This window comes from Vreelandella maris, assembly GCF_013371085.1.
Taxonomy (GTDB): Bacteria; Pseudomonadota; Gammaproteobacteria; order Pseudomonadales; family Halomonadaceae; genus Vreelandella; species Vreelandella maris.
The window spans coordinates 98,373-124,954 of sequence record NZ_JABWCV010000005.1; the positions used below are offsets into that span (position 1 = coordinate 98,373).

The following is a 26,582-nucleotide window of genomic DNA, read 5'->3' on the forward strand; positions in this document are numbered from 1 at the left end:
TTTTTAACCACGCACTCGACCTAGGTGGTCATGACGTGCTGCTCAAAACACCCTACTATGCGTGAACTTGCATGCGAGCTAATCAATATAGCGATAGCTAACATAATAAAAGTGGTGTTTAAGGAGCAGCCCGATGACCGCAGCAACGCTAGGTTCCCAGCGCTTTAGAGTGCTATTGGCGGGCGTGTTCAGCCAGATATTGTGTGTGGGTATCGCCCGTTTCGCTTATACGCCGCTGCTGCCGGTCATGCAGCAGCAAACCTGGATGGGCGACGCCGATGGTGGCTGGCTGGCGGCGCTCAACTACGCGGGCTATATGCTGGGGGCGGTGTTGGCCGCCACTATCCGCAGTCTCTATATCAAAGACCTCCTATTTCGCTGTGGGTTAATCCTGGCCGTGCTTACTACCGCGGGCATGGCACTCACCGAGCACTTCTGGGTATGGGCGGGGCTGCGTTTTCTGGCGGGTCTTTCCAGCAGTGGCTCAATGTTGCTAGCGTCCGGGTTGATTCTTCACTGGCTAATGCAACACCGCCAGCGCGGCGAGCTGGGCATTCACTTTGCTGGTTTGGGCATTGGTATGGTGGTGGTCTCCGTCGCGGTTGAAATGATGCTGCAGCTTTCGTTTAGCTGGCAGACCCAGTGGTGGGGCTTTAGCTTGCTGGGGGCCGCGTTGTTGGTACCTGCCTGGTACTGGCTGCCGCGCCCGGAAAAGCAAGGTGGCGCGGCGCACACGGCGAATAGCCAACCCGCGATGCCGCCCACGCGCACCTTTATGCGCTGGATGCTGGCTGCCTATTTTTGCGCCGGTTACGGCTATGTGATCAGCGCTACCTTTCTCGTCGCGATTGTCGAGCGTGAGCCGCTGCTGGCGGGAATGGGCAACTGGACCTTCGCCCTGGCCGGTTTAGCCGCAGCCCCCGCGGTGATGCTGTGGGATTTAGTCGCCCGCCGAGTCGGGTACCTGGGGGCGCTGATTATTGCCATGTGCATTCAGGTAGTGGGCATCGTACTGCCTGCGATTACCGCGAACGCGGCGGCGGTGTTGCTCAGCGCCGTGCTTTACGGCGGTACCTTCCTCGGCTGCGTCAGCCTGGTGTTAACCATGGCGGGGCGGCTTTATCCTTCAAGCCCAGCGCGGTTAATGGGGCAGATGACCCTGGCCTACGGCGTTGCCCAGATATGCGCCCCGGCCTTGACCGGCATGCTGGCCGAAGCCTCTGGCAATTACAGCCTAGGGCTTTGGTTGGCAGGCGGCTTTGTGGCCCTGGGCGCTGTGCTGCTGGCCTGTTTACGCCGTGTGGATCAAACCGCCCAGCGCCTGGATGCTGCCGCCAAGGCCGCCGTATACGCCTAGATGCTGTTGGGCATTGCCCGTGAAATCCTATAGGATGAGCGCCTTTTTCTGACAGGGTAACTGGGCAAATGACCTCTTCTGGGCAACCTCGCACCCAGTGGCTAGGCCGCTGGGGGTTTATGTTGGCAGCAACCGGCTCGGCGGTTGGGCTGGGCAATATCTGGAAATTCCCCTATATCACCGGGGAGTTCGGCGGCGGTGCCTTCGTGCTGGTGTACCTGGCCTGTATTTTTGCCGTGGGTGTGCCGGTCATGATGACCGAGATCGCCTTTGGACGGCGCGGCCAGGGCAGCCCAGTGGATGCCATTCGCCGCGTGGTCAATGAATCAGGCCGCTCGTCGGTGTGGTCGCTGATTGGCTGGATGGCCATGCTCTGCGGCTTTATGGTGCTGTCATTTTACGTCGTCGTGGCGGGCTGGTCGTTCTCGTATCTGTGGAAGATGCTGACCGGTGGCCTGTCCGGCAGCAGCGTTAACGATATGGCTGCTGTGTTTGGGGCCAACAACGCTAATCCGCTGAATCTCGGTTTCTGGAGTACCTTAGTGACGCTGCTCACCATGCTGATTGTGGGCAAGGGCGTACAGAAGGGAATCGAGAAGAGTGTCAGTTGGATGATGCCCGGCTTGGTCATCATGCTGGTGATCCTGATTGGCTTTGGCCTGTTTTCCGGTGGCTTTGGCGCGGCGGTTAACTTCCTGTTTTCGTTCAACGCGGGCAGCCTCTCCAGCGAAGGGCTGCTGGCAGCGCTGGGGCATGCCTTCTTTACCCTCTCACTGGCCTCCGGGGCGATTCTTACCTACGGTAGCTACCTGCCCAAAGGTGCCTCGATTGGCCGGACCACGGTCAGTGTTGCCGTGGCGGATACGGTAGTGGCGCTGATGGCGGGGCTGGCGATCTTTCCGGTGATCTTCGCCAACGGCATGGACCCCGGCGAAGGCCCCGGGCTTATTTTCATGAGCCTGCCCCTGGCCTTCCAGGCGATGCCGCTGGGCACGCTGTTTGGCATTTTGTTCTTCCTCATGCTCTCCATGGCCGCGTTGACCTCTGCCATTTCCATGGTCGAGGCGACGGTTTCCTGGCTGTGCGATAACAAAGGCATTTCGCGCCCGGCAGCTGCTTGGGGCACGGGCATTGTGCTGTGGTTGATCAGCACCCTGGCGATGCTGTCATTCAATCTGGGCGCGGATTGGACGCTGGCAGGCAAGACCTTTTTCGACTGGCTGGATTACCTGACCTCACGCTGGATGATGCCGCTGGGCGGCCTGGGCATGGTGATATTGGCAGGCTTTGTATTGAAGAGTGACACCTTCCGCGAAGAGCTGGGGCTGGCTCCGCTGCCGTATGCGCTGTGGCTGGCCATGGTGCGCTACGTTAGCCCGCTCGGCATTGTGGTGATTTTTGTCGATGCGCTGGGTGTTTATCAGGTCTCTTTTGCAGCGCACTGGCCCTGGCTGCTGGCGATACTGGTGGTCATGGCGGCGCTTGGGGAAACCCTAAGCCCGCGGCTGCGTCACGCGCTTCGCGCTGGCTAGCGTTTGCTGCTTGCGCTGTTGCTCCTTCGCCTCGGCCGCTGCCACCGCGCCGGGGTGAGTGCCCACTTTCATCAGCTCATCCCAGCGCGTGGTAAAGCGGTTGGAACGGTGAGCACAGCGTAGCTGCCAGGCAGCAGGCGCGTCGGTCATGCCAAAGTTGATGGTGCCTTGCCCCATACGCTGATTAATCTGATCGACCGTGGCCATCAAGAACGGGTGGCGATCACGGGCCGGGGGATGCAGCAGCGAAAGCTGGTGCTCTTTGGCGTCCACCAAATCAAGCAGCATCACGCCCGCCTTCATAAAACGAAAGCGGGGGCGATGAATCTGCTCCAGCCCCTGGCGTACGGCATCAAGAATCACACGCGTATCGTCGCTGGGCGAGGGGAGCGGGATCAGCGCTTGAGGAAAATATTGCGGCTGGTCGCGGCGGTGACGGTTGGTGTTTAGAAACACCATCACCGCTCGGGCCATGCTGCCCTGTTCACGCAGTTTTTCAGCACTACGCTGGGCGTGACGGCGCAGCGCGTTGTGCACCTCGGTAAACACGCCGGTCGGTTGGCCGAACGAGCGCGAGGTCATAATGCGCTGGCGCGGCTGGTCCAACGCATTCATTTCCAGGCAAGAGGTGCCGCGCAGCTCAAGCGCCGTGCGGGCCAGCACTACTGAAAAGCGCTTGCGCAGCCATTTTTCATCGCTTTCGCGCAAATCCCAGGCGGTGTTGATATCGCCAATCGCCAAACGCTCGGCAAGCCGACGCCCAACGCCCCACACACTGCCCACCGGGGTGCGCTTTAGCAGCGCCTCGGTGGTGTGATCCTGCCCGCTTAATAAGCAAACACCTTCGTAGTGAGGGTCTTGCTTGGCAAGGTGATTAGCCAGTTTGGCAAGTGTATGGGTAGGGGCAAGTCCCACGCACACCGGCAATCCTAAATGACGACGAATACGCTGACGCAGCTTTCGTCCCAGTGCTTCACACTGCTCGGTGGTGAAACCTTCTAAATAGACGAACATTTCATCAATGGAGTAGGGCGCAATCTCTGGGCAGGCATCGCGCAGCAGTTGGGCCAGCCGTGCCGACATATCACCATAAAGCTCGTAATTGGAAGATAGCAGGTGAATCTCGCCACGCTGGCGCAGCCATTCGAGTTTGAAGGCGGGCGTACCCATGGGAATATCCAGCGCCTTCAACTCTGCGGAACGCGCGATCACACAACCGTCGTTGTTGGACATCACCCCAACGGGTTTACCTTCCAGCTTAGGCTGAAATACCCGCTCGCAGCTGACATAGAAGTTATTGGCGTCGACCAGGCCAATCATCGCACGTACTCATGGATGACGGCGCGCACCACACCCCATAGTTGGCAGTCGCTGCCCTCAAGAGGCAAGGGCGGGTAATGGGGATGGGTGGAGCAGAGGTGGGGCGTTCCCTGGTAAAGCGCGTAGCGTTTGATCAACGCTTCGCCCTCCAGCATAGCGACCAGAATGTGGCCCAAGCGAGGCTCGATACCGCGGTCGACGATAAGCAGGTCACCCTCAAAAATCCCCCACCCCTCCATGCTGTTACCGGTAGCGGTGACATAAAACGTCTGGGTAGGGTTTTTAACCAGCCGGATGTTGAGATCCAGCGTACACGGCTCGTAATCCTGCGCAGGCGAAGGAAAACCACTAAAACCAGCACGGCCCAAAAAGGTTAAATACGGCAGCGGCTGGGCGCTTAACGGCAAGGCGGGGGTAAAATGAAAAGACTGGCCCGGCATTGTCGGCATCCTGACTCTTAAAGTGTTGTATGAATATACAGTATTTTTCAGAGTGAAGGAAAATGCAAATAGGCGGGCAGTGCTGAGATTGCTTAACTGAGTTCGCAATGACAAAGAAGGGGCATTCGCAATGACACCGCCACATGCCATCGCGAGGAGCTCTATTACTCCCATGTCATTGCAAAGAACTCTATTTTTCCCCATGTCATTGCGAGGAGCGCAGCGACGCGGCAATCTCAACCATCGGCGGCACTCCAACCCGAGACCGCCGCGCTCCGCTCAATGAAAGGGACTCCTCCCCTCTCGAAGCTTCAAAGAGCTACATTGATAGTTGAACCACTTCAATGCGGAGGGGAAGAGTCATGAACAAGCATAAGACAATAGGTATTGATCTGGCAAAGCGTGTTTTCCAAGTGTGTGTTGTCGACACCCGCCGCCCGCGTGCTCAGGTCAACAAAGAGTTTAAACGGCATCAGGTCTTGGATTTTATGCGCCGCCAACCGGCCTGTCGGGTGTTCATGGAAGCGTGCGGTGGATCGCATTATTGGGCCCGACAGCTGCAGGCCCTCGGCCATAGCGTTGCGCTCATTTCACCCCAGTTTGTGACGCCCTTTCGCAAGGGGCACAAGACCGATGCCAATGACGCGCTCGCGATCGTTGAGGCCGGGTTGCGCCCTGATATGCGCTTCGTGCCGCTCAAAAGCGTCGAGCAACAGGATATTCAGAGCCTGCACCGCATTCGGGAAAGGTATATTCATCAACGCACCCAGTTGATCAATCAGGTTCATGGGTTATTGCAGGAATATGGAGTGATCAGCGGTCGGGGACAGAAAGCGTTAAAGCAACGTGTCTGGCTCGCCCTGGAAGATGCCGATAACGAGCTTTCGATGCTGATGCGTGACTTGATTGCCGAGCAAATGGCGGAGCTGGATCGACTCAACGAGCGTATTCAGTCACTGGATAAACGGGTGGAGCAGATGAGCCGTGCGGTGATGCCTTGTCGCCAACTGTTGGCGATTGAGGGAGTGGGACCGGTGGTCGCCACCCAGCTCTATAGCGCCCTCGGTAACGGCGACGCCTTCAAGAAAGGTCGCCAAGCATCAGCCTATCTGGGGTTAACGCCGACACAACACAGCAGTGGTGGCATCGCGAAGATCAAGGGCATTGGCCGAACGGGGCAAATCTCGCTGAAAGCCGCCCTGATACGCGGCGCACACTCGGCCATCAACACCGTGGGTGACAAGCAGGATGCCAAAAGCCGTTGGCTACGCGCGCTGGTCGCACGCGTTGGCAAGAACAAAGCGGCTGTCGCGTTAGCGAACAAGACAGTGCGAACCGCCTGGGCGGTTCTGCACAGCGGACAGTCCTATTGTAGAGAGTTTAACGAAGGTTCAGCGCTGATGGCGAGCTAAGCGGTAGCACCACCAGCGCCTAAGCGCCGAGAGGCGACTACCTTGTTGCCGGGCAACGATTGATGAAAAACAGGTCAGACCGACCTTCTCAAAACCTGATCATCGCGATGGCTGAAGAAGCCTCCCGCTCGTTGAGGAGAGAAGGTGCGCGACGTTCATCAGGGTCAGGGGATAGCGTCCCCATCAAGAGACCGACTATACGCACGCATCGGCTTATGTTTTTCCATCATCGTCGCTTGCAACCGAGGAGGAGTCCCTATACGCGATGACAAACAAGGGCAACCCCAAGATTGCTTCACTGCGTTCGCAATGACAAAGAGGAAGTCATTCGCAATGACACCGCCCACATGCCATTGCGTTCCCCATGTCATTGCGAGGAGCGCAGCGACGCGGCAATCTCAACCATCGGCGGCACTCCAACCCGAGATCGCCGCGCTCCGCTCGCGAGGACAAAGCACCAAACCCCGAGATTGCTTCACTGCGTTCGCAATGACAAAGAGGAAGTCATTCGCAATGACAAAGAAGAGGCTATTCGGAATGACACCGAAAAGCGTTATTGCCCATTCGGTCAGCATTTAATGACCAACACAACATGAAGCACGCTCATGCACGACCTGACACGGATGCGATGAAAGTAGTGTCAGGCTGCGTTATGATACCGGCCTCGCTTCTTCCATGATGACCCTTTCTCGTTACGAGGTTCCCGCCGATGTTCAGCCGTGATATGTCAATTGCCGGATTCGATGATGTGCTGTTTGATGCCATGCAGAAAGAAGTGGCGCGCCAGGAAGCCCACATCGAACTGATTGCTTCAGAAAACTACGCCAGCCCCCGCGTACTCGAAGCCCAGGGCAGCCAGCTGACCAATAAATACGCCGAAGGTTACCCCGGCAAGCGTTACTACGGCGGCTGTGAATTCGTCGATATCGCTGAAAACCTAGCGATCGATTACGCCAAAGAGCTGTTCGGCGCTACCTACGTCAACGTGCAGCCCCATTCGGGCTCGCAAGCCAACAGCGCCGTTTTCCAGGCATTGGTCAAGCCAGGCGACACCATTTTAGGCATGAGCCTGGATGCTGGCGGTCACCTGACCCACGGTGCCAAGCCGAGCTTTTCGGGCAAGCACTATAATGCCATTCAGTACGGATTGAATGATCAAGAGCTGATCGATTACGACCAAGTGGCTCAGCTGGCTCGTGAGCACAAGCCCAAAATGATCATTGCCGGTTTCTCAGCCTATTCACAAATTGTGGATTGGGCCAAGTTCCGTGAAATCGCCGATGAAGTAGGCGCTTACTTACTGGTTGATATGGCCCACGTCTCGGGTCTGGTAGCGGCGGGTGTTTACCCGAGCCCCTTGCCCCATGCGCACGTGGTCACCTCTACCACCCACAAAACGCTGCGCGGCCCGCGTAGTGGTGTAATTCTTTCTGCTGAAAACGACGCCGATATCGAGAAGAAGCTGCAATCAGCGGTATTCCCCGGCGGCCAAGGCGGCCCCTTGATGCACGTGATCGCGGCCAAGGCAGTCTGCTTCAAAGAAGCCATGTCGCCCGAGTTCAAAACCTACCAACAGCAGGTAGTGAAGAACGCCAAAGCCATGGCCAAGGTGTTTATCGACCGCGGTTACGACATCGTTTCCGGTGGCACCGAAGACCACCTCTTCCTGCTCTCGCTGATCAAGCAAGGCGTAACCGGTAAAGATGCTGATGCGGCGCTTGGCCGTGCCCACATCACCGTGAACAAGAACGCCGTGCCTAACGACCCGCAAAGCCCGTTCGTCACCTCTGGCCTGCGCATTGGCACCCCGGCAGTCACCACGCGCGGTTTCGGCGAAGAAGAGTGTACCCAGCTCGCTGGCTGGATCTGTGACATTCTGGACGTGCTGGCCAAAGGCGAAGACACCAGCGCCATTGAAGCGAAGGTGCTGGATAAAGTAGCTGAGATTTGCGCGCGCCTACCGGTTTACAAATAAGCGACGCTTGCTGTAAGTCGCTAGCCTAGCGTTCGATAAAGCCGTCGAAAGATAATCATCTTCGGCGGCTTTGTCGTTTATGGCTTCTGCAAATGCGCAATGGGAACTTCCACCTGCTGGGGGCGGTTTAATAACGTGAGTAGGAGAAGGGCGCGGTCTTGGCCTTTTAGTTCGGTGAGCTGTGCAAGCTGACCTTTGAACGGTCCTTCGGTGACTTCCACGGCATCGCCAACGTGGAAATACACCTCTTTTGATGCTTCATCCTGAACGCTATTCTGGAGCAAGGTTTCCATGATGTAAGTGGGTACGGCAGCGGGCTGGTTGCCAAAGGTCACAAGGCGCAATACACCCCGTGTAGAACGGATCGGCCGCCAGTTACTGGCCACCTGATCAAGCTCAATAAATAAGTAATGTGGGAAGAGTGGTTCGGTGAGCCACACCAGCTTGTTGCGCCGTTTACGCTGCACCGCCAACACTGGGTGAAAAACATGATAGCCCTGGTTTTCCAAATGGCTCGCCGCGCGGAAAGACTCGCCCCCCTTACATTGGATAAGGTACCATTGCGCGCACTCTGCGCTGGCTTGGCTATCGTAAAGGCCCATGTCGCTCCTTGCGGTAGAATGAGTTAACCCAGGAGGCTGACTAAGCTCAGGGTAAGCGCGCATTGTAACAAAATCGCAGTGACCGAGCGCAGCAAACGATGCATTAAGGGCGCCGTCGGCACGCCAAATGCTAAATAAGACTAGGGCAAGGGAAATGTCCGGAACAATCCCTGGGCGGTAGCGTGCCTGAAAGATTTTTAAGGCGCAGAGCTATGGGGGGCGCGGCTATTTTTACTCAGCTGTAAAGTGCGGCAAGGCAAAAATTGTTGCGATTCAAGGACTGGTCATCGCTGCCGCCCACTCTATCTACAGATATTCACCCGCAGCAGCACAGAGCCTAGCCTTTGTCCACGTGGTGCCTGCTATTAAGAAAATGTATCATGCCGGTTAATTTACAACTGCCTCATGCGCCAATAACTAGTTAGCTAGCGAAATTGAAGCATGAAGCATATACCTAAAAAGGGCATGGGAAAGCGTCCGGAACATCTCAGGGCGGTAGCGTGCCTAAACGTAATCTAGTGAGGTTAAAGCAGTGAGCATGGAGCAACCCCCACGCAGTACTTACCAAGACGATGAAGTTTCATTAGTTGATCTAGCCAAAATTCTTATACGCCGCCGTTGGTGGTTGATCGGTACAAGTGTGATTGTTTTTCTATTGGCGGTGATGTCCACATTACTTCTTCAAGATGGGGCGCTTTATCAATATACTTCTATTTATCAGCAAGCTGAAAAAAAACCTAGTATACCTTTAAATGACTCAGAGTCTCTTGTTCAGCAAGTTGAGAATCTATATTGGCCTAATTATCAGCGTAGCTATAAAGAAGAAAATAATGTTAGCGTCTTACCATTTGACTTGGAAGTAAGTAATCCAGGCAATACTATTCTAATTACGTTGCGCAGCATTGCAGAAGAGGAAGTTCAGGGGCAAGTGATTAGCTTGCATGAAGCTATATTAAATAGTGTGGTATTACACGATGAGAATTCACTGGAAAAGCTAAAATTCAAGCTGGAAGGCAACATTGAGCTAACTTCTACTTTGATGGAGCGTGTTGAGAGTGGAGATTCATATACCGCTGTTGAGATGGCTGTTAACTATGCTGATAGGCTTTTTAAGCTTGAAAGTGAGCTTGATGACCTAGCGAAAGGAGAAGTGCTTGAATATGCCGTTAGTGGAGATGTTCTAGAACCCACGTTAAGCAGTAGTATGATAATTGTTCTCGGAATTATATTTGGTGGTGTCGCTGGTGTCATTGCTGCATTTTTTGTTGAGTTTGTTGTAAGGGTTAGAGGGAGTATGAAGTTAGATGTTATACGGAGTGAATGATTGCTCAATATCTTCTGCTTATAATTACATCTAATAAAGTGTGAGAAAAATGTCAGATCCTAAAAATTTATTAGTAAGTAAGCTAAACAGTAAAAAAGCTATAATTGGTATAGTAGGTTTAGGCTATGTTGGTTTGCCGCTTATGCTTCGTTATAACGAGATAGGCTTCCGCGTTTTAGGGATTGATATTGACGCTGGAAAGGTCAATAGCCTGAATGCGGGAAAAAGCTATATTGAGCACATTTCAAGTGATAAGTTAGCGAAAGCTCGAGAAACCGGCTTTGAAGCTACCACTGATTTTGGGCGGGCCAGTGAGTGCGACGCTCTTATTCTTTGCGTGCCCACGCCGCTGAATAAATACCGCGAGCCAGATATCAGTTTCGTGGTTAATACAACCGAGGCACTTCAACCCTACTTCCGCGAAGGACAGGTGGTGTCACTAGAAAGTACCACCTACCCAGGTACTACCGAAGAGGAACTACTTCCACGCATTCAGAATGATACTCTTACCGTGGGGGTAAATATCTTCTTGATCTACTCGCCCGAGCGTGAAGACCCAGGCAATCCTGATTTTGAGACCCGCACTATACCCAAGGTTTTGGGCGGGCATACTCCTAATTGTCTTGAGGCTGGAAAGGCACTTTACGAACAAGCCATTGATCAAGTCGTAACTGTAAGCACCACTAAAGCGGCGGAAATGACTAAACTGCTGGAAAATATTCACCGTGCAGTCAACATCGGTTTAGTCAACGAGATGAAAATCGTAGCGGATCGTATGGGCATTGATTTGTTCGAAGTCATTGATGCTGCCGCTACCAAGCCGTTCGGTTTTACAGCTTATTATCCAGGGCCAGGTCTTGGCGGTCACTGTATTCCGATTGATCCGTTTTACCTGACATGGAAGGCGCGTGAGTATGGCCTTCATACGCGTTTCATCGAACTGTCGGGCGAAGTTAATCAAGCGATGCCTGAATACGTGGTGAATAAACTCATGGATGGGCTTAACGACGCAGGTAAACCTCTCAAGAACAGCAAAGTTCTTGTGCTAGGCATCGCTTACAAAAAGAACGTAGATGATATGCGAGAGTCGCCATCAGTCACCATTATGGAGCTGTTGCAGGCCAAGGGTGCATTGGTCGCCTACAGTGACCCGCACGTACCCATTTTCCCCAAGATGCGCGAACACCATTTTGATCTCTCCAGCGTTGAGCTAACGGAGCATTCGTTGGCAGAGTATGACGCTGTTGTGCTGGCTACCGATCACGAACGCTTCGACTATGACCTGATCAAGTCAAAGGCACAGCTGATCATTGATAGCCGCGGCAAGTATCGCGAACCCGCCGCCAACGTCATCAAAGCCTGATCCAAATTGGAAAAAGACATGAAGAATTTTGCATTGATCGGCGCAGCGGGCTATATCGCCCCTCGCCACATGAAGGCTATCAAAGAAACCGAGAATCATCTAAGCATCGCGTACGATACTAATGATTCGGTGGGAATTATCGACAGTATTTCTCCAGCCAGTGAATTTTTCACCGAGTTTGAACGCTTTCAGGAGCACGCTTGGCAGCTTAAGCGCAACCCTGAAACCGCCCTAAACTATGTGGCCGTTTGCTCACCCAACTACCTTCACCATGCCCACATCGCGGCGGGTCTACGCCTGGGGTGTGATGTAATTTGTGAAAAGCCTCTGGTACCAACGCCGGAGCTACTGGACGAACTAGCGCTGATCGAGAAAGAAACGGGCAAACGGGTATACAACATTCTGCAGTTACGGCACCACCAGGCCATCCTGGATCTGAAGGAAAAAGTTGCCAGTGAAAACCGCCAGGAGAAGTATGAGGTGGAACTCACCTACATTACTTCACGCGGTAAGTGGTACATGGAAAGCTGGAAAGGCGACCCACGCAAGTCATTCGGCGTAGCCACCAATATCGGCGTTCACTTTTTCGATATGCTGCACTTTATCTTCGGCAAGCTGCAAAAGAATGTACTGCACTATGCCAATGACTATAAAGCCGCAGGTTACTTAGAGTACGAAAAAGCCAGAGTGCCTTGGTTTCTCTCTATTGATGCAGATGACTTACCCGACAGCGTAAAAGGCAAACAACCTACCTATCGTTCTATTACCTGCGAGGGTGACCAGATTGAGTTCTCCGGTGGCTTTACTGATTTACATACCATCAGCTACCAAGAAATCCTGGCAGGTCGGGGTTACGGAATAGAAGATGCCCGTCATTGTGTCGAAACAGTTAATGTTATTCGCAACGCAATGCCGCAAAAGCCTGAGCCAAATGAAGGCCACCCTTTTTTAAATAGACTCATAAAATAAAAATGGAGCACTATTAAAAATGCCTGTAACGATTCACCCTAGCGCAATTGTCGACGAAGGCGCCCAAATTGGTGAAGGCTCCCGCGTGTGGCACTTTGTACACGTATGTGGCGGCGCCAAAATAGGCAAAAACGTTTCCATGGGCCAAGGCGTGTTTGTGGGTAACAAAGTCACCATTGGTGATAATTGTAAAATTCAAAATAACGTCTCGGTTTATGACAACGTCCACCTGGAAGAAGGTGTATTTTGTGGCCCCAGCATGGTGTTCACTAACGTCTATAACCCCCGCTCGCTGATTGAGCGCAAGGACGAATACCTCAATACCATTGTTCGCCGAGGGGCCAGCTTAGGTGCCAATTGTACTATCGTATGCGGCGTAACCATCGGCCGTTATGCCTTTATCGGCGCAGGTGCAGTCGTTAACAAAGATGTACCCGATTATGCTTTGGTGGTAGGCGTGCCAGCCAAACAGATTGGCTGGATGAGCGAGTTTGGTGAACAGCTGAACTTGCCTGTTAGCGGAGAAGGCGAAACGGTTTGCGCTCACACTGGTACAAAGTATCAGCTCAAAAACGGGCAGCTCTCCAAAGCTTGAACAGTAGATAGCCCTTGCATATCACTTTATTCGAAGGTTAACCAAGCATGCAGTTTATCGACCTAGCCGCCCAGCAAGCCAGAATCAAAGACAAGATCGATGCCAATATCCAGAAGGTGCTGGCGCACGGAAAATATATTTTAGGTCCGGAAGTGGCAGAGCTAGAAGAGAAGCTAGTTGAATTTACTGGCGCAAAATACTGCATAACCGTAGCCAATGGCACCGACGCTCTTCAGATCGCCCAAATGGCACTTGGCATAGGGCCTAGTGACGAAGTGATCGTACCTGGTTTTAGTTATATTGCCACCGCAGAAACTCCGGCTCTTCTGGGTGCAAAACCGGTTTATATAGACATAGATCCTCGTACTTACAACATGGACCCGGCAAAGCTGGAAGCCGCCATTACCCCGCGTACCAAGGCGATCATTCCTGTCTCGCTATACGGGCAGTGTGCAGATTTTGATGCCATTAATGCTATTGCAGAGAAGCATGGCATCCCAGTCATTGAGGATGGCGCACAAAGCTTTGGTGCCAGTTACAAGGGCAAGAAATCCTGCAACCTGAGTACTATCGGCTGTACGAGTTTCTTTCCTTCAAAACCATTGGGATGTTATGGCGACGGTGGGGCAATCTTTACTAACGATGAAGAACTGGCAACCATCCTTCGCCAGATCGCCCGGCACGGGCAAGACCGACGCTACCACCATATTCGAGTCGGCGTTAACAGTCGCTTGGATACGCTACAAGCAGCCATTTTGATTCCAAAGCTTGAAATCTTTAAGGAAGAGATCGAGCTTCGTAATCAAGCAGCCAAGCGTTATACCCGCCTATTAAATGAGGCGGGCGTTGCAACAACACCCATCATTGAGAAACACAATGTTTCAGCCTGGGCTCAGTACACAATTCGTGTGGAAAATCGAGACAAACTTCAAATGAAGATGAAAGAGCTCGGAATTCCGACGACTGTTCATTACCCTATACCACTAAATAGGCAGCCTGCCGTAGCTGATGATTTAGTGCAATTACCCGTTGGGGATAAAATGGCTGACCAGGTCGTAAGTTTACCGATGCATCCTTATATAGAGGAAAGTCAGATTGAATATTTAGTAGTTACGTTGATTGGCGCCTCGAATCTAAACTTCAAAATACAACATTAAGATAAATGATGATCTATCAACACAGACTGATTTTTATTTTTTTATGAAGCGTCATGTTTATCGACTTCTTCCTAAAAGCCGTATTGGGCGTAGTATTGCTGTATTAATGAGTGGCACAGCTGTAGCACAGGCAATGACAGCAGTATCTATGCCTATTGTCACGAGACTTTATACGCCTGAAATGATAGGTGTAATCTCTGTGTACCTATCTTTTTTTAACTTTTGGTTAACGCTTTTAACTTGGCGATATGAAAGCGCTCTACTAATTGCAGAAGATGAGCAAGAGTCACATCATATTTTTAGGCTGGGAGCCATTTTAGCGCTTATAACAGCTCTTTTGGCTATTCCTGTTTTAAGTGGGCTGCAATACACTGGAACGCTGGGGTTTGAAGTTTTACCGCCATGGGCACCTTTAGTATTGTTTATGTCATTATTAGGCTACGGTTGGTTCATGCTTTATCGGTGTTGGTTGTTGAGATTACAAGAAGTTCGAATTATCACTATGTCAACTATCGCTCGTGCAGGTGCTAACGCTGGGGCTAGGATAGCTTTAGGTGGCTTAAGTTTTGGTATGTATGGTCTATTTATTGCCGAAGTACTTGGCTCATGGTCAGCTTTAGGTGCTGTAAGAAAGAAAACTAAGAAGTTACTCAAAACACCAATTCCAATTTGGAGTTTAGGCAGCTTAAAACAAGCTGCTATACGCTACAAGAAATTTGCTCAGTATGAGATGCCATCAGCGGTAGTAAACCAAATGGCTATAGCTCTGCCTGTTCCGATTGTTGGTATGCTTTATGGAGCTAGTGCTGCTGGTTGGTTTGGATTAGCGAGACTACTTTACGCTATACCTAACGGGCAGATCGGGAAAACTGCAGGTGATGTCTTTCAAATGGAACTTGGAAGCCTCGTTCGAGAGGGTGACTATAAAAAAGGTGAAAAATTATTCTATAAATTCTCAATTCGATTGACCTGTGTCGGATTGGTCCCGCTTTTACTAGCAATATTTTTAGCTCCTCGTTTCGTTCCTTATATATTCGGCAAGGATTGGTCTGGCATGGGGGATATCGTTGCTCACATGGCTCCTTGGATGTTTATGTCATTAGTTGTGGGAAGTATGAGTCGTGCCTTATCAGTCCTCCAGAAGCAGCAATGGAAGCTTCTATATGATGCTTCTGCTTTAAGTGTTGTCTTAGTAGCATTTTTTTTAGCGAGAGAAAATAAACTTGATTTGATAAACTTCGTAGACGTTCTGTCAAGTGGCATGGTTTTGGCTTATATCGTTTATTTCTTAGTTATTTCTCTAACAATTAAGAAAATGTCAGCTCGATCTCTGAAATAATAATATCATTGATGATAGTCTGAGCAAATTTTCTTGCTTTGTCTAAATTCTTAGATATCTAGTTAGAAGTTTAATTTAAAACCGCGTTTTTTATGTAAATGAAGACTCACATGAGATTGTAATGATGATAAAGTTATTGTCTAATAGAATGTTTTTTTTAAGTGTTTGCTTGATTTTTAGAATCGTTGTTGACTTTTCTTATGTTTTATTTGTATACCCTTTGTATGAGTATTCTGGATTTCCTCTCAGTTTTTCTTTTTATAGCTATTCTTTGTCCTGGTTGGTTTATTTATTCTGTTTAATGCTGTCTCCACACCTTCTTAATAAAGTCTCGGATTACTTTATAACATCTTTTCTTTTAACTATTATAGCTCCTTTAAGTAGTCTTGTAGGTTTATCAAACCTTGACCAATTTTCACTGTTTATTACTGCATTTGTATTTTTATTTTTCAGACTTTTCCAACATGGTAGTTTACTGTCAAAGCTAATGCCTGTTCCTGGTGTTATGAAAGTCTCAGAAGGGCGTGCTTTCTTATTGATATTTTCAACTGTTTCAGTGTGTATTCTCATCTTTTGGTATTTTTATTCTGGAGCATTTCAGTTTTTCAACTTGAATATTTTTAAAGTTTATGATTTTAGATCCCAGAGTGCGCAGCTGGCAAATGTTGGCTTTTTTAGCTATTTTAATAATTGGGTTTTTGGTGTTTTTTCAGTGTTTTTAATGAGCTATTGTTTGTATAGGAAAAGCTATATTGGGTTTTTGATTCTTTTTTTAATACAGCTGTTTTTTTATGGGGTTTCAAATCATAAGTCTGTGCTGCTCTATCCAGTAATGATTTTAGTCATTTGGTTTTACTTTAGATATACTAGAGCAATTTCTGTAGTACCTTTAGGTTTCTCGGTGATTTTCATTGGTTGCTTATTAAGTTACTTAGCATTTGATCATTTGATCGCAGGGTCACTTTTCATTAGGCGAGTTTTTTTTGTACCAGCTAAATTAACATTAGACTATTTTTCTTTTTTTTCAGCGAATGAGCTTGTCTGGTGGAGTAACTCGGTTCTATCTAGATTTATAGAATATCCTTATGATCTGACAATAAGTAAAGTGATTGGTGAATATAATGGGAGTGGGTTCTCGGCAAATAATGGCTTCATTTCAGCAGGGTATGCACATGCTAATTTGATAGGTGTTGCTATATATACATTCATTTTTTCTTACTTCCTAAAAGTGTTGGACTCTTTAGTAATTAAATCAGATGTTCCTATATGGTTGGCATTGTGTATGACAATTGTTCCACTTCGGGCAGCTTTAATTTCATCTGACCTATTAACCACTATGCTTACACATGGCTTAGCTATTAGTTTATTAATGGTTATGCTATTTAGGCGTTCGTCTAATCTAAATAAAACTTGTTGTTATAAAAATGACTAAAATTGCACATTTGTCTTCAGTCCATAAGCGTACTGATACTCGTATTTTCCTTAAGGAATGTAGTTCTCTTGCCAATCACGGTTATTCTACTTATTTGATTGTGGCTGATGGCCAAGGCGATGAGGTTAAAAATGGCGTCGCTATATTTGATGTGGGTGACTCTAAAAATCGTTTAGCTCGTATATCAAAGGCTCCTGGAAGGGTGCTTAACCGTGCATTAAAGATTGATGCTGATCTTTATCATTTGCATGATCCAGAACTAATCCCGATTGGTCTTAAGCTTAAAAAGCTAGGTAAAAAGGTCATATTCGATGCTCACGAAGATGTTCCAAAGCAAATATTAGGGAAGCCTTACCTGAATTGGTTGGCTAGACAAACAATATCTAAAATCTTTGGTGTGTTTGAGAAGTATGCTTGTCGTAAGCTAGATGCTGTAGTCGCTGCTACTCCCTATATTAGGGATAAGTTTACTGCAATGGGTGTGAACTCAGTAGATATTAACAACTACCCTTTGTTAGGTGAGCTTTCAATCGGAGAAGTTGATTGGTCGCAAAAGAAGGATCAGGTAGTCTATGTTGGAGGGCTAGGAAGTATTCGTGGAATACACGAAATGGTTAAGGCTATAGCTCTAACCGAAAATAGTGTTGAATTTGTTCTGGGTGGGAATTTCGTTCAGCCTAGTTTTGAATCAAAAGTCCGTGCTGAAGCAGGATGGCAAAAAGTTAAGTATCTCGGTTGGTTAGATCGGAATGGAGTGAAAGATTCACTAAATGAATCTGTCGCTGGACTTGTGACTCTTCATCCTATAATCAATTATTTGGATTCATTGCCAGTGAAGATGTTTGAATATATGGCCGCAGGTTTACCTGTGATTGCTTCCAACTTCTCTCTATGGGAAAAGATCATCGAAGGTAATCAATGTGGGCTATGCGTGGATCCTCTTGATCCAAAAGCGATTGCTGAGGCGATTGATTATCTAGTCTCTCATCCAATAGAAGCTAAAAAGATGGGTCATAACGGCCAGAAGGCTGTGTTAGAAAAATATAATTGGATTAATGAAGAGCAGAAGCTATTGGCATTTTACAAAGAGCTAGGACTAAACTAAATGCACCTTTTATTAATATTTATTTTTATTTTAATGGGTTGTAGTGATGATGCAGTTAGTAATTCTTCTGGATCTAATAACGAAGTCGTTAATGGAACAGGTGGCGAAATTAATGCCTTAGAAGAAGATGGCGAAAGAGTGTTAAATAGAGCGCTATTTTGTGAATATCTCAATGAACCTTTATGGACGCAGCGTAATGCCTATGATGCAGCTCACTTACTAATGATTCCTCTTGAGTACGCATTCGAATTCAATGATGAGGTCCTGTTAGACTGTTTTTCGAACTATATTAGTAATTTGAAAAAAACTGTATCAAATAAATCTTGGGAAATTCCAGGTCGTCTTAATTGGCTTCAGCATCTTCATCTTGTTGGACGTTATTATGTGCTTTCAGATAATATTATCGGATCAGATTGGCTCCTGAATGAGTTTCAAAAACTTTGGTCTGACGAGCCCGCTTGGCTTTGGGCAAGAGATCCATTCGGTGGGATTAAAGAAAGAATTGGTTGGAAGCTTACAACACCTGACAAAGAAATATCTCAATCATATTACAACGTAATATTTGATGAAGATTATTTCGCACTTTCATTAGGTTTAGATCTATACGGACTATATTCTCGTGCTGATCGACTAAATGAATGCACAGGCTGTGTTGAAGCGAAAGACTTCTTTCTTACCATTTTTAAAGATAGAGTTGAATGGTACGGTGATGGGTGGTTGATTGATGTTGGTCGCTGGCGGGATCATCGTGACCATGCTTATGCTAGTTATTATAGAGAACCGGTATCTTTAGAAGGTGAGGTTTTAAGCCCACAGCCGAGGAACGATGCTGTCACTGATTCCAGCCATGCTTTTCGTTATCCTTCCTGGCTAAGATCCGCACAGTTAGCTTTAAAAGAAGATTCTGCATTCATACATGATTTGCAAACTGGTCTTAAGTTTCAGTTTTTAAATGTTATTTTAGTATCAGGACAAGAAGGCGTCCCGATGTTAAATAATTATATGGACGGTAAAAATGGCTGGTTTCGTTATAACTATGCTAGTCATAAAGGTGCCTTAAATGGGTATGGCCCCTATTCCTTATCTGGTAGTTTTGCAATTGGTTGGTGGAGCCTGCTAGGTGGTGAAAACATATCTTCTGAATATGATTCCCTTATAGAGGCTTTCCCACTTGAAAGCGCTGAACTTCAGCTCTATGCAGGAAGCTCAACAAGAGAGCAGCATCCGCTAGTAAGTGATAAATGGAATAATGGTATGATGATGAGTATAGCTCAAATGTCATCTTTATTATCATTAGCTCGATTGTAAGCATTGGTAAAGTAAGTTCTTAAGACTGTTTTTTAGTATGTGATGCTTGGGTTCAATGCGGTTCGTTGAAGTATTAAAGATTGCATCTTGAAATAGCAGTGTTTTATCTGATGTGTCGTGCTGGTTTTAATATTTTGAAGCTTATTTTTAACATTAATGAAAAAAAATACAGTTTTTGTTATGCTCGAATCTTTTTGGTGCTTTGTGTGGGTTAAAATTGAGGCTTGTTATGTTTTTTTTTTAAAGCTTACACTATAGTAGTGATGAGCATTACATATGGTTGAATATTAATTGATTAGCGGAGCGCCTGAGTGAAGATTATTTACCTACACCAATACTTCAATACTCCTGAAATGTCCGGTGGTACCCGCTCCTATGAAATGGCCCGTCGTATGGTTGCGGCTGGTCATGAAGTCCACATGATTACAAGCTACCGGGAAACAGATTCTCAAAAAAAAGGCTGGTTTAAAACTCAAGAGGCTGGAATTAACGTCCATTGGTTTCCGGTGCCATACTCTAATCTTATGGGCTTCAGCCAGCGACTAAAAGCATTTATTTCCTTTGCTCTTGCAGCGAGAAAAAAGGTAATTGAGAATGGTGGCGATATAATTTTCGCCACCAGTACCCCACTTACTATTGCCATACCAGCTGTTATGGCGTCACGAAAGAAGAAGATCCCCATGGTTTTTGAGGTTCGGGATTTGTGGCCAGAATTACCGATAGCAGTAGGGGCACTAAAAAACCCTCTGCTGCGTTTTAGTGCCTGCAAACTTGAGCGCTGGGCCTACCACAATGCCGAAGCTGTAGTAGCGCTTTCTCCTGGCATGAAAGAAGGTGTTGTACGTACCGATTATCCAGCAGAGCGTGTGTCAGTTATTCCTAACAGTAGTGATAATGCCGAATTTCAGCATGACCCAGCTGCAGCATCTCGCTTTCGCTCTGAACGTGAGTGGTTAGGCGATAGGCCTTTACTTGTCTATACGGGTACATTTGGTTCAATAAATGGTGTTGGCTACTTGGTTAACTTAGCCAACGAATTTAAAAAATTAAACTCTGATGTTCGCATTTTGCTGGTTGGTGACGGGGCTGAGCGAGGCAAGGTAATCTCGGAGGCTGAGCAAGCCGGTGTACTTGGTTTCAATCTGTTTGTTGAAGATAAACTACCCAAACGGGAAATTCCCGCGTTACTTAGCGCTGCAACTATGGCATCCGTTCTCTTTATTGATTTACCAGAGATGCGACCTAACTCTGCTAACAAGTTTTTTGATGCGTTAGCCTCTGGTACTCCTGTAATGCTTAACTATGGGGGCTGGATGCATGAGTTAGTGAAGCAGCGTGAATGTGGCCTTGCAATGTGGGGAAAGTCAGTTGCTGAAGTGGCAGTTGAGCTTAATGAGCTAATGCAAGATGTAAATTGGCTAGCGAAAGCGGGAGGCGCAGCAAGGCAACTAGCTGAGGATTGTTTTGCCAGGGATAAGCTGGCTAAACAATTAATGTTAGTTTTAGAAACTGTTGTTGAGGGTGCTCCTCATAGAGCAGAACAGATTGCGCCTGGTAATTATTTTTTTAACTCATAATATCTAAGTCATATTTTAAGAGAAAATTATGTTTAAGCGGCTAGTGGATATTATTGGATCAGCTGTTGGTCTTTTATTGTTTCTCCCGGTTATAGTAATAGTGTCATGGCATGTGAGTCGCAAACTCGGTGCTCCTGTTTTTTTCCGACAAACCCGCCCTGGCATGAGTGGTAAACCATTCGAAATGATCAAATTCCGGACCATGAAAGATGCTTCGGATGCAAAAGGCAACCCTCTACCGGACTCTGAACGAATGACTCCTTTCGGCCAATTCCTACGCTCCACCAGCCTTGATGAACTTCCCGAATTGTGGAACGTGCTGAAAGGCGATATGAGCCTTGTTGGCCCGCGTCCTTTACTTATGGAATATTTGCCGCTGTATTCCAAAGAGCAATACCGGCGCCATGAAGTGCGTCCTGGTGTTACTGGTTGGGCACAGATAAATGGCCGGAATGCTATCTCCTGGGAAGACAAGTTCAAGCTGGATGTTTGGTATGTAGATAACCGCTCGTTTTGGCTGGATATGAAGATACTGTTTCTAACAGTGAAAAAGGTACTGGCTCGTGATGGGGTAAGCGGTGAAGGTGAGGTAACTATGCCTAAATTTACCGGGAACAAAGATTAATGCATCTCGCGGTCCTTGGTGCTAGCGGGCATGGCAAAGTGGTGGCGGATGCCGCTGAGCTATTGGGTTGGGATCGGATTATTTTTTTCGATGATGCTTGGCCGACTCTGAGAAACAATGGCCCCTGGGCTGTCGATGGCGATACCAGTACTTTGCTGAGTCGTATAGCCGATTTTGATGGCGTGGTGGTTGCGATTGGTAACAATCATATCCGTGCGGAAAAACAGAGTCGCCTTAGTGATGCTGGGGGTAAGCTGGCAACGATTGTTCATCCCTCTGCCATCATTAGTCCTCATGCGTCCATTGGCGAAGGGGTTGTGGTTTTTGGAAATGCTGTCGTTAATGCCTGTGCGGTTATCGGTTTAGGGGCTATTGTTAATACCGGCGCCGTTATCGAACATGATTGTATAGTTGGTGAATTCTCGCATTTGAGTTCGAACGCAGTTTTGGCAGGAGGCGTCAACATTGGCCCCGAAGCGTGGATAGGTGCCTGCGCTGCCGTTCGCCAATTGTTAACGGTTGGCGCCGGAGCCATTGTAGGGATGGGGGCGGTGGTTACTCGCGATGTACCACCAGGCCTGACGGTGATTGGTAGTCCCGCGAAAATGCTTTCTCGCTAAATCTTTAGCGCGTTACAAGTTGCTCAGTGCGTGCAGTAAATCCTGACAGGAATATTGAGAAATCTATGTTAAATAGCCCATTTTCCCCATGGCCTTCTTTTACTGATGAAGAAGCCCAAGCGGTGTCAAAGGTTCTACTTTCTAATAAGGTTAATTACTGGACAGGCCAAGAAGGACGCGAGTTTGAGAAAGAATTTGCTGCTTTCGCCCAGAGTGATTACGCCATTGCAGTTGCCAATGGCACTAATGCGCTTGATCTTGCTATGAAGGGGTTGGGAATTGGTCCTGGTGATGAGGTGATTGTTACTTCCAGGACTTTTCTGGCGTCTGTGTCTTCCATCGTTACGGCAGGAGCTGTTCCGGTATTTGCCGATGTAGAGCGAGATAATCAGAATATCTCTGCAGACACGGTTAGGGCAGTGCTGACCGATAAGACCCGAGCTATTGTTTGCGTGCACCTAGCAGGTTGGCCCTGTGAAATGGATGACATCATGTCGCTTGCCAGCGAGAAGGGCCTTTACGTGATTGAAGACTGCGCCCAGGCTCATGGTGCTTCCTACAAGGGCCGCTCTGTGGGCTCCATTGGGCATGTAGGCTGCTGGTCTTTCTGCCAGGATAAGATCATGACAACCGGCGGTGAAGGCGGCATGGTGACCACCAATGATCGTGAGCTTTGGTCGCGTATGTGGTCTTACAAGGATCATGGTAAGAGCTGGGAAGTGGTCTATGAACATGAGCATCCGCCGGGTTTCCGCTGGCTGCATGAAAGCTTTGGCACCAATTTCCGTATGACGGAAATGCAGGCGACCATTGGCCGTATTCAGCTAAGCCGTATGCCGGAGTGGTCCACCGCACGTCAGCGCAACGCTGCTGCCATTTGGGAGTGTGCTCGGGCGTTGCCGGGTCTTCGAGTTCCCGAAGTTCCGAGCTACATTAGCCATGCAGCTTATAAGTGTTATGTATTTGCTGAGCCGGAACAGTTGGCTGATGACTGGGACCGAGATCGCATTCAGAATGAAATGGTGGCGGCGGGCGTTCCATGTTTTTCAGGTTCTTGTTCCGAGGTGTATCTGGAAAAAGCTTTTGATGGTACTTGTTGGCGGCCTGAACAATCGTTACCGGTGGTTCATGAGTTGGGCGAAACGAGTTTGATGTTCCTCTGTCATCCCACCCTCACGGAGGCTGAGTTAGACAAAACGTGCAGTGTAATTAAGGATGTGATGGCTAAGGCTGCCAAATAGCAGGGACGCAAGTCTGAGTTAAAGTTATAGGAACACAAATGAAAATTGCTATTGCAGGTACAGGCTATGTAGGCCTTTCTAATGCCATGCTGCTGGCTCAACACAATGAAGTTGTTGCACTGGATATTGAACAAGGGAGGGTACAACTTCTTAATCACCGTAAAAGCCCGATTGTTGACGCGGAAATAGAAGAATTCTTAAGTAATCAGGAGCTTGATTTTACCGCTACGCTGGATAAAGAGCAGGCGTACAAAAATGCAGATTACGTGATTATCGCCACACCAACGGATTATGACCCACAGACTAATTACTTCGATACTAAGACTGTTGAATCGGTTATTCAGGACGTAATAACCATTAATCCGCAGGCGGTCATGGTTATCAAATCTACGGTGCCTGTAGGCTATACTCAGGAGGTTTGTGCACGTTTTGAAACCAACAATGTCATTTTTTCGCCGGAATTTCTGCGTGAAGGCAAGGCATTGCATGACAATCTATATCCTTCTCGTATTATTGTCGGTGAACGTTCAACGCGTGCTGAATTATTTGCCAGCTTGTTAAAGCAGGGGGCTGTGAAAGATGATGCACCAGTCTTGTTTACTGATAGCACTGAAGCTGAAGCGATCAAGTTATTTGCCAATACGTATCTTGCCATGCGAGTTGCGTATTTCAACGAACTAGATACCTATGCTGCCCGACATGATTTGAATAGCCGTCAGATTATTGAGGGCGTTGGCCTGGACCCGCGTATAGGCTCTCATTACAACAACCCTTCCTTCGGCTACGGTGGGTATTGCCTGCCGAAGGATACTAAGCAGCTACTTGCCAATTATCAGGACGTTCCCAGCAACATGATTCAGGCTATCGTAGATGCCAACCGCACTCGCAAGGATTTCATTGCCGACGATATTATTAGTCGAAATCCAAAGGTGGTGGGCGTTTATCGTCTGATAATGAAGTCTGGTTCCGACAACTTTCGTGCCAGCGCCATGCAGGGAGTGATGAAACGCATTAAGGCAAAGGGCATTGAAGTCATAGTGTATGAGCCTGTGCTTGAGGAAGACACCTTTTTTGGCTCGCGAGTAATCCGTAATCTGGATGCTTTTAAAGCTGAGGCTGATGTTATCCTTTCAAATCGCATAGTGCCGGAACTCGAACAGGTGATAAGTAAAGTCTACACCCGTGACTTATTTGGCACCGATTAAGCCTTATCGGAAGGATTCCGTATGACTAAATCAGGACGTTTGCACCGTTCCATTGCGGGGCTCAGCCGGGGCAAAAAACGGTTCATAATGATAGTGGCTGACCTAATAGCTTTGCCATTGGCGCTGTGGTCCGCCTATGCGCTGCGTTTCGCCGACTGGTGGCCTGAGTACTATATTGAGCCTTTCTGGTGGCTGTTCTTGATTGTGCCTCCGGCAGGCGTTTTTGTGTTTGCCCGGCTAGGGCTTTATCGCGCGGTGGTTCGCTTCATGGGCCCTCAGGCGCTGTGGGCGGTGGTGAAAGGCTCGCTGTTGATGGCGGCACTGATGTGGTCGGCTGCCTACTTCTACCAGTGGCAGCAGTTTCCCCGCTCGGTGCCGGTGAATTTCGCGTTGGTTACACTGGTGTATGTTGGCGGCACCCGGTTGCTTGTGCGCAGTTACTACCAGTGGTTGATTAAGCACTATACCGAGAAAGAGGCCGTTGCTGTTTACGGCGCTGGCGGGGCAGGCGCTCAGCTAGCGCTGGCGCTCTCAAGCGGGCGCGAGTTTTATATCGCCGCCTTTATGGATGATGACCCGGCTCTTTGGGGTAGCACCATCAAGGGTATCAGGGTTTATAACCCGGCTAGCTTTAAGGATTTAGTCGAGCGATTGGGTGTAAGACGGGTTCTGCTTGCAATGCCAACAGCAACCAAGGCGCAGCGCAAGCATGCGCTGGATCAACTTGCTGATTTGCCTGTTCGCGTGCAAACAGTGCCTTCAATGCCTGAAATTATTTCCGGCGTTGCAAGTGTCGATCAGCTACGCGAGGTAGAACTGGAGGATTTGTTAGGGCGTGACCCTGTGCCTCCTCGGCAATCACTGATTGATGCCAGTATTCGCAATAAAGTGGTGATGATTACCGGCGCTGGCGGTTCAATCGGTAGTGAGATGTGCCGACAAGTGATGCGCGGTAGGCCTAAGTCGGTCATCTTATTTGAGATGAGTGAGTTTGGCCTTTACGCGATTGAGCAAGAGCTCGAGGCGCTGCGCATTGATATGGGTGAAGCATTTCCCATCGTACCGCTGCTAGGCAATGTCTGTGATCGTAGTCGAATAGAGGCAGTTATCCGCCACTATGGGGTGCAGACGCTCTACCATGCCGCCGCTTACAAGCACGTGCCGATTGTCGAAAACAATGTGCTTGAAGGTGTGCGTAATAATGTGCACGGGACTCAAGTAATCGCGGAAAGTGCTGCCAAATTGGGTGTCGAGCGCTGTGTATTGATTTCTACCGACAAAGCGGTGCGCCCCACCAATGTGATGGGAGCGACTAAGCGGATGGCCGAGCTAGTACTGCAGGATTTAGCCACGCGCTATGCCTTGAAGGACAATCACCGCACCATCTTCTCCATGGTACGTTTTGGTAACGTGCTGGGTTCCAGTGGCTCAGTGGTGCCTCTTTTCCGTCGTCAGATTGAGCTGGGCGGGCCGATTACCGTGACTCACCCAGATATCACTCGCTATTTCATGACCATTCCCGAGGCTGCCCTGCTGGTGATTCAGGCAGGCTCCATGGCTGAAGGCGGTGATGTGTTTGTGCTGGATATGGGCGATTCGGTGAAAATTGTTGACCTGGCAAAGCGGATGATTCAGCTAACCGGTCTTGAGGTCAAAGATGCCGAAAACCCAGGGGGGGACATTGAGATTGTTTTCAGTGGCCTACGGCCTGGTGAGAAACTCTACGAGGAGCTATTGATTGGCGATAATGTGGCTGGCACATTACACCCTAAAATAATGCGTGCACATGAAGAAACTCTACCCCGCCAGGAATTATCCATACTGTTGCATGAACTGCGTGAAGCTGAGCGAAACCTTGATAGCTATCGCGCCTGCGCGGTGTTAAAGCGGGGGGTTAGCGGTTTTGCCCACAGTGGCGATGTTTGTGATCTTTTGCCCAACTATCATCATATTGTTTATGACGCTGAGGCTAGGCCTGCTAAGCATTGATTTTTATAAGCGACTTCTAGCTTTGTTGGGAGTCGCTTTTATATCTTCCGCTGACAATATTTGCGACGTTGTGTGGTAATATCTCGCGCTCTATT

Annotated in this window: 22 protein-coding genes; 19 read left to right on the top strand and 3 right to left on the bottom strand. The window is 48.7% G+C overall.

Going from position 1 to position 26,582, the window contains the following annotated elements; genetic code table 11:
• Positions 1–133: 133 nt before the first annotated feature.
• Together HUO07_RS05605 and HUO07_RS05610 are read left to right on the top strand one after the other, a co-directional pair.
• Positions 134–1,357 carry a YbfB/YjiJ family MFS transporter gene (locus HUO07_RS05605; RefSeq protein WP_176302733.1) on the top strand — a complete coding sequence of 408 codons (1,224 nt, stop codon included), beginning with the start codon at positions 134–136 and terminating at the stop codon, positions 1,355–1,357.
• Positions 1,358–1,425: 68 nt separating this feature from the next.
• On the top strand, positions 1,426–2,889 hold the full coding sequence (locus tag HUO07_RS05610; RefSeq protein ID WP_176302734.1) for a sodium-dependent transporter: 1,464 nt from the start codon (positions 1,426–1,428) through the stop codon (positions 2,887–2,889).
• Here the strand turns inward: HUO07_RS05610 and HUO07_RS05615 are convergent.
• Entirely contained in the window at positions 2,851–4,209 is a 1,359-nt protein-coding gene (locus tag HUO07_RS05615) for a Y-family DNA polymerase (protein WP_176302735.1), read from the bottom strand. The genes HUO07_RS05610 and HUO07_RS05615 overlap by 39 nt on opposite strands.
• On the bottom strand, positions 4,206–4,649 hold the full coding sequence (locus HUO07_RS05620; protein ID WP_176302860.1) for a LexA family protein: 444 nt from the start codon (positions 4,647–4,649) through the stop codon (positions 4,206–4,208). The genes HUO07_RS05615 and HUO07_RS05620 overlap by 4 nt, the downstream gene beginning before the upstream one ends.
• Before the next feature lie 362 nt (positions 4,650–5,011).
• Here HUO07_RS05620 and HUO07_RS05625 point away from each other — a divergent pair, with 362 nt between their 5' ends.
• On the top strand, positions 5,012–6,061 hold the full coding sequence (locus tag HUO07_RS05625) for an IS110 family RNA-guided transposase (protein WP_176302736.1): 1,050 nt from the start codon (positions 5,012–5,014) through the stop codon (positions 6,059–6,061).
• Positions 6,062–6,770: 709 nt separating this feature from the next.
• On the top strand, positions 6,771–8,036 hold the full coding sequence (glyA, locus tag HUO07_RS05630) for a serine hydroxymethyltransferase (protein ID WP_176302737.1): 1,266 nt from the start codon (positions 6,771–6,773) through the stop codon (positions 8,034–8,036).
• A 77-nt stretch (positions 8,037–8,113) separates the two neighbouring features.
• Here glyA and rfaH read toward each other — a convergent pair whose 3' ends face one another.
• Entirely contained in the window at positions 8,114–8,638 is a 525-nt protein-coding gene (gene rfaH, locus HUO07_RS05635) for a transcription/translation regulatory transformer protein RfaH (RefSeq protein ID WP_176302738.1), read from the bottom strand.
• Between the two features lie 538 nt (positions 8,639–9,176).
• On the opposite strand from rfaH, the gene HUO07_RS05640 reads away from it, so the two are divergent.
• From HUO07_RS05640 to HUO07_RS05710, 15 genes are all read left to right on the top strand, one after another.
• Positions 9,177–9,962: a YveK family protein gene (locus tag HUO07_RS05640; protein ID WP_176302739.1), complete on the top strand. Its 786-nt coding sequence runs from the start codon at positions 9,177–9,179 to the stop codon at positions 9,960–9,962.
• Between the two features lie 49 nt (positions 9,963–10,011).
• Positions 10,012–11,325: a UDP-N-acetyl-D-glucosamine 6-dehydrogenase gene (wbpA, locus tag HUO07_RS05645; protein WP_176302740.1), complete on the top strand. Its 1,314-nt coding sequence runs from the start codon at positions 10,012–10,014 to the stop codon at positions 11,323–11,325.
• An 18-nt stretch (positions 11,326–11,343) separates the two neighbouring features.
• A complete protein-coding gene (locus tag HUO07_RS05650) occupies positions 11,344–12,294 on the top strand; it encodes a Gfo/Idh/MocA family oxidoreductase (RefSeq protein WP_176302741.1) in 951 nt (316 codons plus the stop codon).
• A gap of 19 nt (positions 12,295–12,313) precedes the next feature.
• Positions 12,314–12,889 (top strand): acyltransferase, encoded by a 576-nt coding sequence (locus tag HUO07_RS05655; protein ID WP_176302742.1) that lies wholly within the window; start codon positions 12,314–12,316, stop codon positions 12,887–12,889.
• A 47-nt stretch (positions 12,890–12,936) separates the two neighbouring features.
• Positions 12,937–14,046: a DegT/DnrJ/EryC1/StrS family aminotransferase gene (locus tag HUO07_RS05660; protein ID WP_176302743.1), complete on the top strand. Its 1,110-nt coding sequence runs from the start codon at positions 12,937–12,939 to the stop codon at positions 14,044–14,046.
• Positions 14,047–14,089: 43 nt separating this feature from the next.
• On the top strand, positions 14,090–15,385 hold the full coding sequence (locus HUO07_RS05665) for a lipopolysaccharide biosynthesis protein (protein WP_176302744.1): 1,296 nt from the start codon (positions 14,090–14,092) through the stop codon (positions 15,383–15,385).
• Positions 15,386–15,506: 121 nt separating this feature from the next.
• Entirely contained in the window at positions 15,507–16,817 is a 1,311-nt protein-coding gene (locus HUO07_RS05670) for a hypothetical protein (RefSeq protein ID WP_176302745.1), read from the top strand.
• The gene (locus tag HUO07_RS05675; RefSeq protein ID WP_176302746.1) at positions 16,810–17,922 is read left to right on the top strand and encodes a glycosyltransferase family 4 protein; all 1,113 of its coding nucleotides are present in this window, start codon (positions 16,810–16,812) and stop codon (positions 17,920–17,922) included. The genes HUO07_RS05670 and HUO07_RS05675 overlap by 8 nt, the downstream gene beginning before the upstream one ends.
• Positions 17,923–19,230, top strand: coding sequence for a hypothetical protein (locus HUO07_RS05680; protein ID WP_176302747.1), 1,308 nt, complete (start codon positions 17,923–17,925; stop codon positions 19,228–19,230). It begins immediately after the preceding gene.
• 311 nt (positions 19,231–19,541) lie between these two features.
• A complete protein-coding gene (locus HUO07_RS05685) occupies positions 19,542–20,807 on the top strand; it encodes a glycosyltransferase (RefSeq protein WP_176302748.1) in 1,266 nt (421 codons plus the stop codon).
• Positions 20,808–20,835: 28 nt separating this feature from the next.
• Positions 20,836–21,432, top strand: a complete 597-nt coding sequence (locus tag HUO07_RS05690) for a sugar transferase (RefSeq protein ID WP_176302749.1) — start codon at positions 20,836–20,838, stop codon at positions 21,430–21,432.
• Positions 21,432–22,052: an acetyltransferase gene (locus HUO07_RS05695; protein WP_176302750.1), complete on the top strand. Its 621-nt coding sequence runs from the start codon at positions 21,432–21,434 to the stop codon at positions 22,050–22,052. Before HUO07_RS05690 ends, HUO07_RS05695 begins: the two co-directional genes overlap by 1 nt.
• 65 nt (positions 22,053–22,117) lie before the next feature.
• Positions 22,118–23,293: a DegT/DnrJ/EryC1/StrS family aminotransferase gene (locus HUO07_RS05700; protein WP_176302751.1), complete on the top strand. Its 1,176-nt coding sequence runs from the start codon at positions 22,118–22,120 to the stop codon at positions 23,291–23,293.
• Between the two features lie 38 nt (positions 23,294–23,331).
• A complete protein-coding gene (locus HUO07_RS05705) occupies positions 23,332–24,498 on the top strand; it encodes a nucleotide sugar dehydrogenase (protein WP_176302752.1) in 1,167 nt (388 codons plus the stop codon).
• 21 nt (positions 24,499–24,519) lie between these two features.
• The gene (locus HUO07_RS05710) at positions 24,520–26,487 is read left to right on the top strand and encodes a nucleoside-diphosphate sugar epimerase/dehydratase (protein WP_176302753.1); all 1,968 of its coding nucleotides are present in this window, start codon (positions 24,520–24,522) and stop codon (positions 26,485–26,487) included.
• Positions 26,488–26,582 lie beyond the last annotated feature (95 nt).

Bases quoted from the DNA above. Each gene is read 5' to 3' on its own strand.
- HUO07_RS05605 (WP_176302733.1), top strand. From the start codon at position 134: ATGACCGCAGCAACGCTAGGTTCCCAGCGCTTTAGAGTGCTATTGGCG.
- HUO07_RS05610 (WP_176302734.1), top strand. From the start codon at position 1,426: ATGACCTCTTCTGGGCAACCTCGCACCCAGTGGCTAGGCCGCTGGGGG.
- HUO07_RS05615 (WP_176302735.1), bottom strand. From the start codon at position 4,209: ATGATTGGCCTGGTCGACGCCAATAACTTCTATGTCAGCTGCGAGCGG.
- HUO07_RS05620 (WP_176302860.1), bottom strand. From the start codon at position 4,649: ATGCCGGGCCAGTCTTTTCATTTTACCCCCGCCTTGCCGTTAAGCGCC.
- HUO07_RS05625 (WP_176302736.1), top strand. From the start codon at position 5,012: ATGAACAAGCATAAGACAATAGGTATTGATCTGGCAAAGCGTGTTTTC.
- glyA (WP_176302737.1), top strand. From the start codon at position 6,771: ATGTTCAGCCGTGATATGTCAATTGCCGGATTCGATGATGTGCTGTTT.
- rfaH (WP_176302738.1), bottom strand. From the start codon at position 8,638: ATGGGCCTTTACGATAGCCAAGCCAGCGCAGAGTGCGCGCAATGGTAC.
- HUO07_RS05640 (WP_176302739.1), top strand. From the start codon at position 9,177: ATGGAGCAACCCCCACGCAGTACTTACCAAGACGATGAAGTTTCATTA.
- wbpA (WP_176302740.1), top strand. From the start codon at position 10,012: ATGTCAGATCCTAAAAATTTATTAGTAAGTAAGCTAAACAGTAAAAAA.
- HUO07_RS05650 (WP_176302741.1), top strand. From the start codon at position 11,344: ATGAAGAATTTTGCATTGATCGGCGCAGCGGGCTATATCGCCCCTCGC.
- HUO07_RS05655 (WP_176302742.1), top strand. From the start codon at position 12,314: ATGCCTGTAACGATTCACCCTAGCGCAATTGTCGACGAAGGCGCCCAA.
- HUO07_RS05660 (WP_176302743.1), top strand. From the start codon at position 12,937: ATGCAGTTTATCGACCTAGCCGCCCAGCAAGCCAGAATCAAAGACAAG.
- HUO07_RS05665 (WP_176302744.1), top strand. From the start codon at position 14,090: ATGAAGCGTCATGTTTATCGACTTCTTCCTAAAAGCCGTATTGGGCGT.
- HUO07_RS05670 (WP_176302745.1), top strand. From the start codon at position 15,507: ATGATGATAAAGTTATTGTCTAATAGAATGTTTTTTTTAAGTGTTTGC.
- HUO07_RS05675 (WP_176302746.1), top strand. From the start codon at position 16,810: ATGACTAAAATTGCACATTTGTCTTCAGTCCATAAGCGTACTGATACT.
- HUO07_RS05680 (WP_176302747.1), top strand. From the start codon at position 17,923: ATGCACCTTTTATTAATATTTATTTTTATTTTAATGGGTTGTAGTGAT.
- HUO07_RS05690 (WP_176302749.1), top strand. From the start codon at position 20,836: ATGTTTAAGCGGCTAGTGGATATTATTGGATCAGCTGTTGGTCTTTTA.
- HUO07_RS05695 (WP_176302750.1), top strand. From the start codon at position 21,432: ATGCATCTCGCGGTCCTTGGTGCTAGCGGGCATGGCAAAGTGGTGGCG.
- HUO07_RS05700 (WP_176302751.1), top strand. From the start codon at position 22,118: ATGTTAAATAGCCCATTTTCCCCATGGCCTTCTTTTACTGATGAAGAA.
- HUO07_RS05705 (WP_176302752.1), top strand. From the start codon at position 23,332: ATGAAAATTGCTATTGCAGGTACAGGCTATGTAGGCCTTTCTAATGCC.
- HUO07_RS05710 (WP_176302753.1), top strand. From the start codon at position 24,520: ATGACTAAATCAGGACGTTTGCACCGTTCCATTGCGGGGCTCAGCCGG.